This window comes from Variovorax flavidus (genome assembly GCF_030317145.1).
Lineage (GTDB): Bacteria > Pseudomonadota > Gammaproteobacteria > Burkholderiales > Burkholderiaceae_C > Variovorax > Variovorax flavidus.
Genome location: NZ_JASZYE010000001.1, coordinates 945,456 through 960,844, shown reverse-complemented (window position 1 = coordinate 960,844; position 15,389 = coordinate 945,456). Strand labels below are relative to the sequence as shown.

Annotated in this window: 11 protein-coding genes; 3 read left to right on the top strand and 8 right to left on the bottom strand. The window is 66.0% G+C overall.

Features of this window, described 5'->3' with window-relative positions; genetic code table 11:
• Positions 1-5: 5 nt before the first annotated feature.
• The 3 genes from QTH90_RS04635 to QTH90_RS04625 all read right to left on the bottom strand — a co-directional run bounded on the left by QTH90_RS04635 (position 6) and on the right by QTH90_RS04625 (position 3,001).
• Positions 6-1,358 (bottom strand): ABC transporter substrate-binding protein, encoded by a 1,353-nt coding sequence (locus QTH90_RS04635; protein WP_286663338.1) that lies wholly within the window; start codon positions 1,356-1,358, stop codon positions 6-8.
• 19 nt (positions 1,359-1,377) lie between these two features.
• Positions 1,378-2,340 carry a TauD/TfdA dioxygenase family protein gene (locus QTH90_RS04630; RefSeq protein WP_286663337.1) on the bottom strand — a complete coding sequence of 321 codons (963 nt, stop codon included), beginning with the start codon at positions 2,338-2,340 and terminating at the stop codon, positions 1,378-1,380.
• Between the two features lie 160 nt (positions 2,341-2,500).
• On the bottom strand, positions 2,501-3,001 hold the full coding sequence (locus QTH90_RS04625; protein ID WP_286663336.1) for a hypothetical protein: 501 nt from the start codon (positions 2,999-3,001) through the stop codon (positions 2,501-2,503).
• A gap of 227 nt (positions 3,002-3,228) precedes the next feature.
• Between QTH90_RS04625 and QTH90_RS04620 the strand changes: the two genes are divergently transcribed.
• A complete protein-coding gene (locus QTH90_RS04620) occupies positions 3,229-9,576 on the top strand; it encodes a HAMP domain-containing protein (protein ID WP_353506604.1) in 6,348 nt (2,115 codons plus the stop codon).
• A complete protein-coding gene (locus QTH90_RS04615; RefSeq protein WP_286663335.1) occupies positions 9,573-11,801 on the top strand; it encodes a response regulator in 2,229 nt (742 codons plus the stop codon). The genes QTH90_RS04620 and QTH90_RS04615 overlap by 4 nt, the downstream gene beginning before the upstream one ends.
• 12 nt (positions 11,802-11,813) lie before the next feature.
• Here QTH90_RS04615 and QTH90_RS04610 read toward each other — a convergent pair whose 3' ends face one another.
• Positions 11,814-12,062 carry a hypothetical protein gene (locus tag QTH90_RS04610; protein WP_286663334.1) on the bottom strand — a complete coding sequence of 83 codons (249 nt, stop codon included), beginning with the start codon at positions 12,060-12,062 and terminating at the stop codon, positions 11,814-11,816.
• Between the two features lie 106 nt (positions 12,063-12,168).
• On the bottom strand, positions 12,169-13,335 hold the full coding sequence (locus QTH90_RS04605; protein WP_286663333.1) for a mandelate racemase/muconate lactonizing enzyme family protein: 1,167 nt from the start codon (positions 13,333-13,335) through the stop codon (positions 12,169-12,171).
• A gap of 105 nt (positions 13,336-13,440) precedes the next feature.
• On the opposite strand from QTH90_RS04605, the gene QTH90_RS04600 reads away from it, so the two are divergent.
• A complete protein-coding gene (locus QTH90_RS04600) occupies positions 13,441-14,343 on the top strand; it encodes a LysR substrate-binding domain-containing protein (protein WP_286663332.1) in 903 nt (300 codons plus the stop codon).
• Positions 14,344-14,366: 23 nt separating this feature from the next.
• On the opposite strand, the gene QTH90_RS04595 is transcribed toward QTH90_RS04600, so the two are convergent.
• The 3 genes from QTH90_RS04595 to QTH90_RS04585 form a co-directional block, all read right to left on the bottom strand.
• On the bottom strand, positions 14,367-14,759 hold the full coding sequence (locus tag QTH90_RS04595) for a TraR/DksA family transcriptional regulator (RefSeq protein ID WP_286663331.1): 393 nt from the start codon (positions 14,757-14,759) through the stop codon (positions 14,367-14,369).
• Between the two features lie 131 nt (positions 14,760-14,890).
• A complete protein-coding gene (locus tag QTH90_RS04590; protein WP_286663330.1) occupies positions 14,891-15,124 on the bottom strand; it encodes a DUF2789 domain-containing protein in 234 nt (77 codons plus the stop codon).
• Positions 15,125-15,148: 24 nt separating this feature from the next.
• Positions 15,149-15,358, bottom strand: a complete 210-nt coding sequence (locus QTH90_RS04585; protein ID WP_286663329.1) for a hypothetical protein — start codon at positions 15,356-15,358, stop codon at positions 15,149-15,151.
• Positions 15,359-15,389: the final 31 nt, after the last annotated feature.

The following is a 15,389-nucleotide window of genomic DNA, read 5'->3' as shown; positions in this document are numbered from 1 at the left end:
CTCAACTACAGCTTGGCGCCGGCGCGCTTCAGCTCCGCGATGGTGTTGGCCTGCGCCTGCTGGAACGCCTGCTTCGCCGAGAGCTGCCCGCTCGCGATGAGTTCGATCGCCTTGTTGAGCTGCTGGTCGACCTGTGGGTAGACCGACACCGTCCGGTACTTCATGTGGCCGGTCTTGGCCGCCAGTTCGATCGAGTCGAGCGACAGCTGCGCGAGGTTGCTGCCGTTGATGATCTGCTTCTTCCGGAATTCCTCGGAGTCGATGTCGGAGCGCCGGGCCGGCGAACCGTAGCCCGCCGCCACCGCCCGCGAGGTGGTCTGCTTGCTCAGCGCCCACTGGATGAAGGCCCAGGCCGCTTCCTTCTGCTTCGAGCCTGCGGGGATGCCCAGCCCGTGCACGGCAGTGCCAGGGAAGCGTCCGGCCGGCCCCTTGGGCACCAGGCCGAACTTGGCGGTCTTGATCGTCTTGCTGGTGGCCGGGTCGCCCAGCTGCGCCAGGTGCAACTGCCCGGCATCGGTGAAGTTCACCCGGCCCAGCTTGAGCGCCTGCGTCACCTGGTCCGGCTGGTAGGTGATGGCGCCGTCCGGCCCGAACTCCTTCAGCAGGTTGGCGTAGTACTCGCCGGCCGCGATGGCCTCGGGGGTGTCGAGCGTGGGGAACAGGTCGTCCGGCGCCTTGCGGAACACGTCGCCGCCGAAGGCATGCAGGTAAGGCACGAAGGTCCAGCCATAGTGGTTGTCGGCGACGAAGCCGGCAACGCGCTCCTTCTTGTTGACCGCGCGCAGCACCTTGACGAGATCGTCCGTGGTGTCGGGAAAGGCCAGCCCAGCCTTCTCCACGAGGTCGAAGCGCGACGATGCGGTCAGCAACGCTTCGGCCGTCCAGGGCACGCCGTAGAGCTTGCCATCCTTGCCCGTTTCCGGCGCACGTGCGCCGGGCAGGAAGTCGTTGATGTCAAAGTCGGCCGAGGTCAGGTTGGGGTTCTTGATGAAATCGTCGAGCGGCGTGAGCCAGCCCGAGTTGATCCAGCGGCTGGAGTAGATGAAGGTGACGTTGACCACGTCGTAGGCCGAGCCCTTGGTCGACAGCTCCAGGTCGGCGCGCTGGTTGTAGACCGGAAAGGAGGGCGCGTCGAAGTTGACCTTGGCACCGGTCAGTGCCTCGAACTCGGGCAACCACTGCTGCAGCAGCTTGGGGTAGGCGGCGCTGAAGGTGGAGACGTTCAGCGTGACGCCGCTGAACTTCTTCGGGCCGCCCTGGGCGGCGGCGAGGCGCGGCAGCAACGAGCCGGCGCCAAGCGCGGCCGATGCCTGGAGCAGACGGCGGCGTTGGAAATCGGGATGGGATGGATGGGTCATGGCGGCGGATCTCCCGATTTCAGGCGGTGGTGGCGATGACTTCGTCGATGCGTGCATCGTTGGTGGCCTCGGGCCGGCTGCGCGTGCGGCTGCGCTGGCCGTCGATGGACACCGCGGGCTCGCCGTGCACCGTCACCCGGCGCACGAGGCGGGGCTGGTCGCCGTAGTCGTTGATCGCGAAGTGCTGGGTCGCGCGGTTGTCCCAGATCGCGACGTCATGCTGCCGCCAGCCCCAGCGCACCGTGTTCTCCAGCCGGGTGACGCGGTTCTGCAGCAGTTCGAAGAGGCGCGCCGATTCACTGCTCGACAGGCCCACCAGCTTCTTCACGAAGTGGCCCAGCAGTAGCGAACGCTCGCCGGACACCGGGTGAACGTGCACGACCGGATGCTCCGCTTCGTACACGGCCGAGACGAACACGGTGCGGTGATGGTTCAGGCGGGCATCGTCCACCTGCACGCGGTCGGCGCCGTAGTCGTAGTCATTGCTGTGCACGGCCCAGAGCCCGTCGACGAGTTGCTTGAGCTGCGCCGGCAGGCGTTCGTAGGCAGCGGCGGTGTTGGCCCACACGGTGTCGCCGCCGTAGGCCGGGATCTTGACGGCGCGCAGGATCGAGATCTTCGGGAACGCGTCGACGAAAGTCACGTCGGTGTGCCACGAGTCGGCCCGCCCGCCGCCCTTGGACGCGTCGAGCTCGAACAATTGCGTGCCCTTGGGCGATGGCACTGTCGGGTGTGCGACCGTGCGGCCGAATCGCGCGCCGAAGGCCTGATGCGATTCGTCGTCCAGATGGTCCTGGCCGCGGAAGAACAGCACCTTGTGCTTCACCAGCGCGGCGTTGAGTTGGTCGATCAGGTCCGGGGAAAGGTCGGCGCCCAGCTTCAGGTCCTGGACTTCGCCGCCGATGTGGCCGGCCACGCGGCGAATGCGCAGATCGCCAAAGCTGGTGTCGATGGAAGAGGGTGCGTTGGTGCTGGTGCTCATCGGGAAGCTCTCGGGTTGGGGAGGATGAATCAGAGCGCGCGATTCTCTGGTCGCGACTCCAATCCCCGAACTACCGAATCGTTGCTTCCAAATGAGCGAATGTTCTCAGGTGCTTAACGCGGATGCTTAGGCGTTTTTCGGATAAGCCCCAAGCCTGCGGCTACTTGAGCTTGGCGTCTTCCTGCTTGGCTTCGGCCATGGCCTCGGGCTCCAGTTCTTCCGCGTAGCGGTTGAGGCGCACGAAGATGCCCCATCCGGCCAGGATCACCCCGACGGAGCACAGCGTCGCGGCCGCATAAAGAAGGAGCGATGGGGCTTCGCGGGCCTTGAAAGTCGCCACCAGCGCCTCGACCGCGACCGCGACCACGATCACGACCATGAAGCGCGACAGGAACCGTCGCACCCGGGTGGGCGCGCTGATGTGCGCGTCGCGGATGACCTCCTCCTCCGCGATGGTCTGGGAGATCTGCAGGGCGACCACCGCGGCCGCCAGCAGGCCCATGGCCTCGATGATGGCCTCGGCCGCCGAGGCGTCGAGCCCGCCGGTGAATGCCGTCCATGCCACGCGCGCGGCGATCACGATCAGCATCAGCGCCGCCATGGCGAAGAGGGCGGCCATGAAGGCGTGGACTGCCGAATAAAGCCCGAGGAGCAGTTTCATGGTCGCAGATGGTAGGGGGCTGGACGCGATTTCCACCCCCTGTTTTCAATGTGTAGTCCCCCGCCTACGCATCAAAGTGCCAGGCTCCGACAGGCCGCTCATCAGTGAACTCCTTATGGCGGAATACGATCTTTCGCCGCAGGGGGCCCGGACTGCGATGGAGGGGGTGCGGAACCCCACAAGGCCTCGTTGCGTTCTTTTCCCGCACGTATTCCACCGAGGCATCCATGAACGTCGTCGACCAGGTCTCCCCTTCGGACACCGTGCAGCACATGGTGGTTTTGCTCGATGCGATGACCCGGCTGCGCAAGGGAGACCCCAAGGTCCGGCTTCCTGCGCATTGGGACGGCCTCTCCGGCAAGGTCGCCGACGCCTTCAACGGCCTCGTCGAACAGAACGCCATGCTGGCGTCGGAGCTGACCCGGCTGCGGCAGGTCGTCGGCAAGGAGGGCAAGCTCAAGCAGCGGGCGGTGATGCATGAGGCGCGGGGTTTCTGGGGTGAGTCGATCGCCTGCGTCAATTCGCTCATCGACGACCTGGTGCATCCGACCAGCGAGGTCGCCCGGGTCATCGGCGCTGTGGCGCAGGGCGATCTGTCCAAGAGCATGGCGCTCGAGGTCGAAGGACGCGAACTCGAAGGCGAGTTCCTGCGCACCGCCAGGACGATCAACAAGATGGTCGAGCAGCTCGGCAACTTCTCCGCCGAGGTCACGCGCGTGGCGCGCGAAGTGGGCACGGAGGGCAAGCTGGGCGGCCAGGCCAAGGTCAAGGGCGTGGCCGGTACCTGGAAGGACCTGACGGACTCGGTGAATTCCATGGCCGGCAACCTGACCGACCAGGTGCGCAACATCGCCGACGTCACGACGGCCGTCGCCAAGGGCGACCTCTCGAAGAAGATCGACGTCGATGTGAAGGGCGAGTTCCTGACGCTGAAGAACACCATCAACACGATGGTCGACCAGTTGCGCTCGTTCGCTTCCGAGGTGACGCGGGTCGCACGCGAGGTGGGCACCGAAGGTTCACTGGGCGGCCAGGCACGGGTCGAAGGCGTGTCGGGCACCTGGAAGGACTTGACGGACTCCGTGAACTCCATGGCAGGCAACCTCACCAGCCAGGTGCGCAACATCGCCGACGTGACCAAGGCAGTGGCGGCGGGCGACCTGTCCAAGAAGATCACGGTGGACGGCAAGGGCGAAATCCTGGAGCTGAAGAACACCGTCAACACGCTGGTGGATCAACTCCGGTCGTTCGCGGCCGAAGTCACGCGGGTGGCGCGGGAGGTGGGCACCGAAGGCAAGCTGGGCGGGCAGGCCGATGTGCAGGGCGTGGCCGGCACCTGGAAGGACCTGACCGAGTCGGTGAACTTCATGGCCGGCAATCTGACCTCGCAGGTGCGCAACATCGCGGAGGTCACGACGGCCGTGGCCGCGGGAGACCTCTCCAAGAAGATCACCGTCGACGTGAAGGGCGAGATCTCGGAACTCAAGAACACCATCAACACGATGGTCGACCAGTTGCGCTCCTTCGCCGCCGAAGTGACGCGGGTGGCCCGCGAGGTGGGCACCGAAGGCAAGCTGGGCGGACAGGCCGACGTGCAGGGCGTGGCCGGCACGTGGAAGGATTTGACGGACTCGGTGAACTCGATGGCGTCCAACCTCACGAGCCAGGTGCGCAACATCGCGGACGTGACCAAGGCGGTGGCGGCCGGGGACCTCTCGAAGAAGATCACGGTCGACGTGAAGGGCGAGATCCTGGAGCTGAAGGCCACCATCAACACCATGGTGGACCAGCTGTCCTCCTTCGCCGACGAAGTGACGCGGGTCGCGCGCGAGGTCGGCACCGAGGGACGGCTCGGCGGGCAGGCCGAGGTCAAGGGCGTCGCGGGGACGTGGCGGGACTTGACGGAATCCGTCAACTCGATGGCCGGCAACCTCACGAGCCAGGTGCGCAACATCGCCGACGTGACGAAGGCGGTGGCGGCGGGCGACCTCTCCAAGAAGATCACGGTGGACGTGAAAGGCGAAATCCTCGAACTGAAGGCCACCATCAACACGATGGTGGACCAGCTGCGCTCCTTCGCGGCCGAAGTCACTCGGGTGGCGCGCGAGGTGGGCACCGAGGGCAAGCTCGGCGGGCAGGCCGACGTGCAAGGCGTGGCCGGCACGTGGAAGGACCTCACGGAATCCGTCAACTTCATGGCGGGCAACCTCACGAGCCAGGTGCGGAACATCGCAGACGTGACCAAGGCCGTCGCGGCCGGTGACCTCTCCAAGAAGATCTCGGTCGATACCAAGGGCGAGATCCTGGAGCTCACCAACACCATCAACACCATGGTGGACCAGCTCTCGTCCTTCGCCGCGGAGGTGACGCGGGTTGCGCGCGAGGTGGGCTCCGAGGGCAAGCTCGGCGGGCAGGCCGACGTGCAGGGCGTGGCCGGCACCTGGAAGGACCTCACCGAATCGGTGAACTCGATGGCGTCCAACCTGACCTCTCAGGTGCGCAACATCGCCGACGTGACCAAGGCCGTCGCGGCGGGCGACCTCTCCAAGAAGATCACGGTGGACGTGAAGGGCGAGATCCTGGAACTCAAGAACACCGTGAACACGATGGTCGACCAGTTGCGTTCGTTCGCGGCCGAAGTCACGCGAGTCGCGCGCGAGGTGGGGACCGAAGGCATCCTGGGCGGGCAGGCCGACGTGCAAGGCGTCGCCGGCACGTGGAAGGACCTCACGGAGTCGGTCAACTTCATGGCCGGCAACCTGACCTCGCAGGTGCGCAACATCGCGGAGGTGACCACCGCCGTGGCCGCGGGCGACCTGTCGAAGAAGATCACGGTGGACGTGAAGGGCGAGATCTCGGAACTCAAGAACACCGTCAATACGATGGTGGACCAGTTGCGATCCTTCGCTGCCGAAGTGACCCGGGTCGCACTGGAGGTGGGCACCGAAGGCATCCTGGGCGGGCAGGCCGACGTGCAGGGCGTCGCCGGCACGTGGAAGGACCTCACCGACTCGGTCAACCTGATGGCCTCCAACCTCACTTCGCAGGTGCGCAACATCGCGGACGTGACCAAGGCCGTGGCGGCCGGGGATCTCTCGAAGAAGATCACGGTGGACGTGAAGGGCGAGATCCTTGAGCTGAAGGCCACCATCAACACCATGGTGGACCAGCTGTCCTCCTTCGCCGCGGAGGTGACCCGCGTCGCGCGCGAGGTGGGCACCGAAGGACGGCTGGGCGGACAGGCGCAGGTGCGTGATGTGTCCGGCACCTGGAAGGACCTCACAGAGAACGTCAACTTCATGGCCGGCAACCTGACGAGCCAGGTGCGGGGCATCGCCAAGGTGGTGACGGCCGTGGCAGACGGCGACCTGAAGCAGAAGCTGACCGTGGAAGCCAAGGGCGAGATCGCTGCACTGGCCGAGACGATCAACAGCATGACGGACACGCTCGCGACCTTTGCCGACCAGGTGACCACGGTGGCGCGCGAAGTGGGGGTCGAAGGCAAGCTCGGCGGCCAGGCGAAGGTGCCCGGCGCATCCGGCACCTGGAAGGGCCTGACGGAGAACGTCAACCAGCTGGCCGCCAACCTCACGACGCAGGTGCGCGCGATCGCCGAGGTCGCGACCGCGGTGACGCAGGGCGACCTGACGCGTTCCATCACGGTCGAGGCGCAAGGCGAGGTCGCCGCGCTGAAGGACACGATCAACGAGATGATCCGCAACCTGAAGGACACGACCCAGAAGAACACCGAGCAGGACTGGCTCAAGACCAACCTCGCCAAGTTCAGCCGCATGCTGCAGGGCCAGAAGGATCTGCTGACGGTCGGCCAGCTGATCCTTTCCGAACTGGCGCCGGTGGTCGGCGCGCAACAGGCGGAGTTCTATGTGCTCACCAACAGTGGCGGGTCCGCCAAGTTGAAGCTCTTCGCGAGCTACGCGTCCGGCGGCCAGAGTTCGCACGGCAAGGAGATCGACATCGGGCAGGGGCTGGTCGGCCAGTGCGCGATCGAGAAGTCGAAGATCCTGCTCACGAACGTGCCGAGCACCGCCTTCCGGGTGGCGACAGGGCTGAGCGAAGGTGCGGCCATGGACGTGATCGTGCTGCCGGTGGTGTTCGAGGACGAGGTGCGCGGCGTGCTGGAGCTGGCATCGCTCGAACGCTTCAACCCCGCACACCAGGCCTTCCTGGACCAGTTGACCGAGTCGATCGGCATCGTGATCAACACCATCTCCGCCAACATGCGCACCGAGGATCTGCTGACGCAGTCGCAGTCCCTGGCGCAGGAACTGCAGAACCGGCAGCAGGAGCTGCAGCAGACCAACGAGGAGCTGCAGGAGAAAGCGCGCCTGCTGGTGCACCAGAACCAGGAGGTGGAGCGCAAGAACCAGGAGGTCGAGCAGGCCCGCCAGGCGCTGGAAGAGAAAGCGGAACAACTGGCGCTGACCTCCAAGTACAAGTCCGAGTTCCTGGCCAACATGTCGCACGAGTTGCGCACGCCGCTCAACAGCCTGCTGATCCTGTCGGACCAGTTGTGCAAGAACGGCGATGGCAACCTCACGCCCCGGCAGGTCGAGTTCGCGAAGACGATTCATCTCTCGGGCAACGACCTGCTGATGCTGATCAACGACATCCTCGATCTCTCGAAGATCGAGTCGGGCACAGTCGCGGTCGAGGTGAGCGAAGTGCGGCTCGAAGAACTGCGCCGAGCCGTCGAGCGCAGCTTCCGGCACGTGGCCGAGTCGAAGCACGTGGACTTCGAGATCAATGTCGCGGAGCCGCTGCCGGAGACGATCGTGACCGACGTCAAGCGGCTGCAGCAGATCATCAAGAACCTGTTGTCGAACGCCTTCAAGTTCACGCACCACGGCTCCGTCTCGCTGTCCATCACGCGGGTCGAATCCGGCTGGTCGCGCGACAGCGAGGAACTGAGCCGGGCCGGCCACGTGCTCGCGTTCGCGGTGTCGGACACGGGCATCGGCATCTCCGCGGACAAGCAGCAGATCGTGTTCGAGGCGTTCCAGCAGGCCGACGGCTCCACCTCCCGCAAGTACGGCGGCACCGGGCTGGGCCTGGCGATCAGCCGCGAGCTGGCGCGCCTGCTGGGTGGCGAGATCCGCCTGGCCAGCACGCCGTCGCAGGGCAGCACCTTCACGCTCTACCTGCCGCAGAGCTACAGCCCTTCGCGCGGCGCGCGTCCGGTGCGATCGGGCGTCATCGACGCAGAGGTCGTGAGCAGGCCGGTGCGCAACCGGCTCGTCGACGCGCGACCGATCGCTTCGCCGGACATCGCGGCGGATGCGGCGGCCGACGCCCGTTCCGCGGAGGACGACCTGTCCGCGCTGAACGTCGCAGGCGACGACCGCGACATCACGCTGTCGGGCGACGACGTCGCCCTGATCATCGAGAACGACCTGGCCTTCGCGAAGGTGCTCATGCAGGCCGCGCGCGCCAGCGGCTTCAAGGCGCTGGTCAGCCCCAGCGGTGCGGCTGCGCTCGCCCTGGCGCGCGACTACCGGCCGAGCCTGATCACGCTCGACATCCACCTGCCGGACATGGACGGCTGGCGCATCCTGGATCGGCTGAAGAGCGATCTCGCGACGCGCCATGTGCCTGTCTGCGTGGTTTCCACGGATGATTCGCGCGCCCGTGCACTGAGCTCCGGTGCGTTGGGCTTCCTATCCAAGCCCTTGCAGTCGATCGACGAGGTGGAAGCCGCGATGGGCCACTTGCGGCGCTACGTGCACGCGGCATCGCGCAAGCTGCTGGTGGCTGTGTCCGGGGATTCGCCCGTGCGCGAAGCCTGCCGCATGGCGTTCGACGGCGGCGCCGTGGACATGGTCTGGGCCGACAGCGCCGATGACGTGCGGCGCGAACTCGCCGTGGGCGATGTGGATTGCCTGATCACCGACGGCTGCGTGGCCGGCTTGACCCGTCTGGACCTTGTCGAGCCTCTGGAGCAGAGGCCGCCTGTCCAGCAATTGCCCGTGATCGTCTACAAGCCGCAGACGGCCGGGCAGCCGCGGGCCGACGGAATGGCCGGACTGGACTGGCGGCACGGGCAGGGCGAGGGCGCCTGGCGCAACGTGCAGACGCTGGACCGGTTGGTCGAGGCGGGCACCTTCTTCCTGCACCGCCCGACCGCCAGCATGTCGGAGACCGAGCGACGTGCGGTGGAGGCCGTGAACGATGTCACCGGCAGCCTGGCCGGCAAGAAGGTGCTGATCGTCGACGACGACATCCGGAACATCTTCGCGATGGCGACGGTGCTGGACCAGCAGGGCATGGTGATCGTCTCGGCCGAAAACGGACGCGATGCGATCCGCCGCGTCCAGGAAGATGCCGGGATCGACATCGTCCTGATGGACATCATGATGCCGGAGATGGACGGCATGCAGACCATGCGCGAACTGCGGCGCCTGCCGCGCGGCAAGCAGCTGCCGCTGGTGGCCGTGACGGCCAAGGCCATGAAGGGCGATCGCGAGAAGTGCATCGAAGCCGGTGCCTGGGACTACCTGTCCAAGCCGGTGGACACCGCCTATCTTCTCGTGGTGTTGCGAGGCTGGCTGTGCAAATGAACCCTTCCGCCACGGCGATACCGGCCTTGGCCGGCTCGACCGACCGCGCCAACATCCTGGTCGTGGACGACCTGCCCGAGAAGCTGCTCGTGTTCCAGACCGTGCTGGAGGATCTCGGCCAGAACCTCGTGCTGGTCCGTTCCGGCGAGGAAGCGCTCAGGGAGCTGCTGCAGCGGGAGTTCGCGGTCATCCTCCTCGACGTGAACATGCCCGGCATGGACGGCTTCGAGACCGCGGCGCTGATCCGCCAGCATCGCCGCAGCGCCCACACGCCCATCATCTTCATCACCTCCTATGCCGACGAGATGCAGACCGCGCGCGGCTATTCGCTGGGCGCTGTCGACTACATGCTGTCGCCGCTGGTGCCGGAGATCCTGCGCAGCAAGGTCGGCGTGTTCGTGTCGCTCTACCTGATGCAGCGCGAGGTGCAGCTCCAGGCCGATGCGCGCGCGGCCATGATGGCCGCCGACGCCGCGCGTCGCGTCGCCGAGGAGAGTGACAGGCGCTCCGCCTACCTGGCCCATGCGAGCCGGGCGCTGAGCGTGTCGCTGGAGATCGACGTGGCGGCAGCCCAGCTGGCCGAGTTGCTGGTCCCCGCGGTTGCCGCGGCTGCGGTGGTGCTGCCCTCGGACCCGGACTTCTCGCCGTGCAAGCCGGTGGTTGCGGCACGAGCGCGTTCGGGCGGTCGACCGATCGTTTCCAGGACCGACGCGCCGCTCGACGCGCTGCTGGTGGCAACGCTGGGCAACGCCATCGAGCAGGGCGCTTTCATCGCGCTCGCGCCGGAGACGCTCGACGCATTGGATGCCGGCTCCCTCGGAATCGGCGGCAGCGCGGTGTCGCTGTCTCCCGTTCGATGGGCGGGCGCGATGCCCTTGATCTTCGGCGGCCGCGTGCTCGGCGCCGTGCTGGTGCTTTCCGGGGATGATCCGGACGGGCAGGGCGGGGCCGAAAAGACATTGCTGGAAGAGCTTGCCGTGCGTGCCGCTGCGGCCTTCGAGAACGCGAGGCTCTACGGCGTGCTGCAGCGCGAGATTGCCGAGCGCAAGGCCGCGCAGGAGGAGTTGCAACAGGCAGACCAGCGCAAGGACGAGTTCCTGGCCATGATGTCCCACGAGCTGCGCAACCCGCTGGCGCCCATTCACACGGCGGTCGAAGTGATTCGGAGGGTCGCGGCGCCGAACCCCAAGGTGACCTGGGCGCTGGACATCGCGAACCGGCAGCTCCAGCAGATGACCCGTCTCATCGAGGAACTGCTGGACGTCACGCGCATCAGCCAGGGCAAGATCACCCTGAAGCGCGAGTCCATGGACCTCAACAAGGTCATCGCGCAGAGCGTGGAGACCATCCAGCCGGCGATCAAGAGCCGCCACCAGACCCTGAGCGTGACCATCCCCGAAAGACCGGCCTGGCTGCATGGCGACGCGGCAAGGCTCACCCAGGTCATCGCCAATCTGCTTCACAACGCATCGAAGTACAGCCCTGAAGGCACGCACATCTTCCTGCGATCAACCATCGAGGACCGCGAAGTGGTGGTGACGGTGAGCGACCAGGGCATCGGCATCGACGACGAACTGCTCCCCCGCATCTTCGATCTGTTCGCACAGGGAAAGCGCGGCCTCGATCGCGCACAGGGGGGATTGGGTGTCGGCCTGACGCTGGCGCGAAGGCTGACCGAGATGCATGGCGGTCGCATCGAGGCCATCAGTTTCGGCAAGGACAAGGGGTCGGAGTTCAGGGTGAGCCTGCCCTGCATCACCCTGGTCCGCCAGGAGGCCAAGGCCGCGCAGCCGGCGCAGGCCGCCGGCGAAGGCCAAGGGCATGTGCATCGGGTGCTGGTCGTGGACGACAACCAGGACGCCGCGCACGCGATTGCGTCGGTGCTGGAGATCGATGGCCACACGGTGCTGACCGCATCGGATGGCGAGGAGGCGCTGGAGGCGGTCTCAGTGCACCGCCCGACAGTGGTGCTCCTCGACATCGGACTGCCCTTGCTGGATGGCTACGAGGTGGCCAGGCGGTTGCGCCGGATGCGCGAGACCGAGAACGTGCTGCTCATTGCGCTGACCGGCTATGGGCAGAAGGAAGACCGGCAGACGGCATTCGAGGCCGGCTTCAACCATCACTTCGTCAAGCCCGCGGATGCCGCTGCATTGCTGAATTGCATCCGGGCGTGGCGTCATCCGCGGCCGGACGACAGCGCCGACGTGCAGGCCGGCGCCTGAGTCGATGCAAGGCTAGCCGGCGTCCTTCAAGGCCTTCTTGGCCTTGTCGGCCGAGTTCTGCGATCGGTTCTTGTGATAGCCCGACTTGACGTTGTTGACCGCCTTGCCGACCGGGCCGCTCTTCTTGGCTTCGCTGTCCGCGCGCTTCTCGTCGATCTTGTGCTTGGCCGCGTCGGTCGCTTCAGAGGCGGCCTTGCCGACTTGGGCGGTGGCCGTCAGGACGGTGAGGGAGGCGGCGAGCGCGAACAGAATCTTCTTCATCGGTTTTCCAGGTGTTGAAAGGACAGCGCTCATCCTTGCAGCGCTTTCTCTGCCGCCGTGTCAGCGGTGACCGCGCCTATCCCCGTCCCGAGGCCGATAGCCCGTGTCAGGCGGAAAGCGCCTGCATCTCGCGATACAGATCCGCCTTGCCCTCGAATCCGATGCCGGGCAGATCGGGCAGCGTCACGAAGCTGTTCTCGACCTTCACGCCGTCCGGGAAACCGCCGAAGGGCTGGAACAGGTCCGGATAGGACTCGTTGCCGCCCAGGCCGAGCCCTGCGGCGATGTTCAGCGACATCTGGTGCCCGCCGTGCGGGATGCAGCGGCTGGCGGACCAGCCATGCTCCTTGAGCATGTCGAGGGTGCGCAGGTACTCCACCAGGCCATAGCTGAGCGCGCAGTCGAACTGCAGCCAGTCGCGGTCCGGGCGCATGCCGCCGTAGCGGATGAGGTTGCGCGCGTCCTGCATCGAGAAGAGATCCTCGCCCGTGGCCATCGGGTTCTTGTAGAAGTTGCGCAGCGCGGCCTGGAGCTCGAAGTCGAGCGGGTCGCCAGGTTCTTCGTACCAGAACAGGTCGTACTGCGACAGCGCCTTCGCATAGGCGATCGCGGTTTCGAGGTCGAAGCGCCCGTTGGCATCGACGCAGAGCTTCTGGCCATCCTGCAGCACTTCCATGATCGAATCGATCCGGCGCAGGTCTTCGTCGAGCGAGGCGCCTCCGATCTTCTTCTTGACCACGGTGTAGCCACGGTCGATGTGGCTGCGCATCTCGTCCTTGAGCTTGTTGTGGTCCTGCCCAGGGTAGTAGTAGCCGCCGGCCGCGTAGACGAAGATCCTGCGGTTCGGCTTGCCGTCTCCGTAGCGGTCCGCGAGCAGTTGGAAGAGCGGCTTGCCTTCGATCTTGGCCACGGCATCCCAGACCGCCATGTCGATGGTTCCGATTGCCACGGAGCGTTCACCATGGCCACCCGGCTTTTCGTTGGTGAACATCGTGTTCCAGATCTTGTGCGGATCGAGGTTGTCGCCGGTGGCATCCACGAGCGAAGCCGGGTCGGCTTCCAGGACCCGCGGAATGAAGCGCTCGCGCATCAGCTTGCCCTGGCCGTAGCGACCGTTCGAGTTGAAGCCGTAGCCGACCACCGGCTTGCCGTCGCGGATCGCGTCGGTGATCACCGCGACGAGACTCAGCGTCATCTTGCTAAAGTCGATGTAGGCGTTGCGGATGGGTGAGCTGATGGGGATGGTTTTCTCACGAATTTCGACGATCTTCACGTTGGCTCCAGGGCATTGTTGGATTCAGGGCCCGAATGGTCCGCCTCGCCGGCTCTTTCGGCCAATGCTCTTTTTCGCTGCTTCTATGCGCTGGAAGAACCGCCCATGAACCTGATCTGGCTTGAAGACTTTGTGGCATTGGCTGCAACGGGAAACTTTTCGCGCGCAGCGGAGGATCGCCACAGCTCACAGCCGGCATTCAGCCGGCGCATTCGAGCCCTGGAGGAATGGGTGGGCGCGGACCTGTTCGACCGCAGCTCGCAACCGGCCAGGCTGACCGATGTCGGCGAGTGGTTCGCCGGCGTGGCGCAGGAACTGATCGCCAGGGTCGCACGGGTGCCGGGAGAGGCCAAGAGGGTGGCCGAAGCCAGCTCGGTCACCTTGCGCATCGCATCCACGCACGCGCTCTCCTTCACCTTCCTGCCGCGATGGCTGCGAAGCCTCGAATCGAATACGTCGCTCGGCCCGGTGCAGTTGATGTCCGACGTGCTCCAGCGTTGCGAAGCGCTGATGCTGCAGAGCAAGGTCCAGTTCGTGCTGAGCCACGCGCATCCCAAGGCGCAAGGGGCCCTGGATGCGGAACCCTACAGGTCGGCCCGGATCGGTGAGGATGTGCTGATCGCGGTGTCCGCGCCGGACGGCGCTGGCAAGGCGCGCCATCAGCTCGCGCGTGATGATGGATCGCCCTTGCCGGTGCTGCAGTACACCGAGGAATCAGGGTTGGGACGCATCATGCGTGCCGTGATCGGCCGGCGGCTGGAATCCATGCCTGTCCAGATCGTCTTCACCGCGCACCTGGCCTCGGTCCTCAGGACCATGGTGCTCGACGGGAGAGGCGTCGCGTGGCTGCCGCGGACCCTCGTGGACGAAGACATCGGCGAGGGACGGCTGGTTGCCGCAGCGAGCGACGAGTGGAACGTGCCCTTGGAAATACGGCTCTACCGCGATGCAGAACTTCTGGGCAAGGCGGCCAATGCGTTCTGGCATGCGGCCGCGACGCACGATTGACGTTGCGACGCGCGTCAGCCGCCTCACGTAGCAAAGGGTGGGGCCGCAGGGTGCCTGCTCTCCCATGCGGCCTGGTGCTCGATGCAGAATTTCGCCGTCGGCTGCACCATCAGGCGGGCGAAGGGGATGGGCTTGTCGCACTCGTCGCAGAAGCCGTAGCGGCCTTCGCGGATTCGTTCGCGTGCGTCCTCGATGCCGCGCAATTCCTCCTGGTCGCGCTGCAGCTGCACATGGTCGAGGCCGGCAAGCAGGCGCTCATCGGCGTCGTCGACATGGTCCTTGACATCGCGGGGGCGCGCTTCGGGCGAGGCGACGCCGGCCGCCTTGAGCGCCCGAACTTCGGCCTGCAATTCGGCACCTCGCCGCGACAGCAGGTCCTGGATCTGCTTCAGCTGTTCGTCGGACAGTCGGGCCACGGGTTGCTCCTTGCGTGCCGCTGGCGGGCACGTCGGGGTCGACGTTCACACGCGCACGGGAGATGCCATGTCAGCATTCGTCAACGCGGCAGGAAGGATTTCGCCCCGGAGGCGGCCGCAGGCGGGGCGGATCAGGCGCGCAACAGCGCGTTCAGCTGATCCACGACTTCCGCCCAATCGGCGTCCTCGCTGATCTCCTCGCGCAGGAACTGCGCCTGGCCGTCATTCCAGAACGGTGCATCCGCCAACTGCAGCGAATTGCTCAAAGGCCGGTGCTGGGCGACGAACTGGTCGATCTCGGCGGACGTGTTGCCGAGCCCCAGTTGGGCGAACAGATCCGCGATCGTGTGGTTGCCTGAATCCAATGGGACCTCCTCGGATTGATTCGCCTACCAGAAGCGCCAGAACGGGCGCCGACGCGCTGGCGAAGACTCCAGCGCGGCGTTCATCGTCGAAGGGGGGCCGAAGCGGCGCCGCACTTCGGTTTCGTGGCGATGGGCGGCTCCTCTCGCGTCGCGATGGCCGCGCAGCGCCAGCAGGCGAAGCTGGTGTGCGCGATCGAGCAGCTCTTCGTCGGATAGTTCACCGGGCTCAGTCATGCCGCAATTCTGCACAGGGCCGGGCTTGCAG

What these genes read in the sequence shown, in the direction of transcription:
- QTH90_RS04635 (WP_286663338.1), bottom strand. Translation starts at nt 1,358, where the DNA reads ATGACCCATCCATCCCATCCCGATTTCCAACGCCGCCGTCTGCTCCAG.
- QTH90_RS04630 (WP_286663337.1), bottom strand. Translation starts at nt 2,340, where the DNA reads ATGAGCACCAGCACCAACGCACCCTCTTCCATCGACACCAGCTTTGGC.
- QTH90_RS04625 (WP_286663336.1), bottom strand. Translation starts at nt 3,001, where the DNA reads ATGAAACTGCTCCTCGGGCTTTATTCGGCAGTCCACGCCTTCATGGCC.
- QTH90_RS04620 (WP_353506604.1), top strand. Translation starts at nt 3,229, where the DNA reads ATGAACGTCGTCGACCAGGTCTCCCCTTCGGACACCGTGCAGCACATG.
- QTH90_RS04615 (WP_286663335.1), top strand. Translation starts at nt 9,573, where the DNA reads ATGAACCCTTCCGCCACGGCGATACCGGCCTTGGCCGGCTCGACCGAC.
- QTH90_RS04610 (WP_286663334.1), bottom strand. Translation starts at nt 12,062, where the DNA reads ATGAAGAAGATTCTGTTCGCGCTCGCCGCCTCCCTCACCGTCCTGACG.
- QTH90_RS04600 (WP_286663332.1), top strand. Translation starts at nt 13,441, where the DNA reads ATGAACCTGATCTGGCTTGAAGACTTTGTGGCATTGGCTGCAACGGGA.
- QTH90_RS04585 (WP_286663329.1), bottom strand. Translation starts at nt 15,358, where the DNA reads ATGACTGAGCCCGGTGAACTATCCGACGAAGAGCTGCTCGATCGCGCA.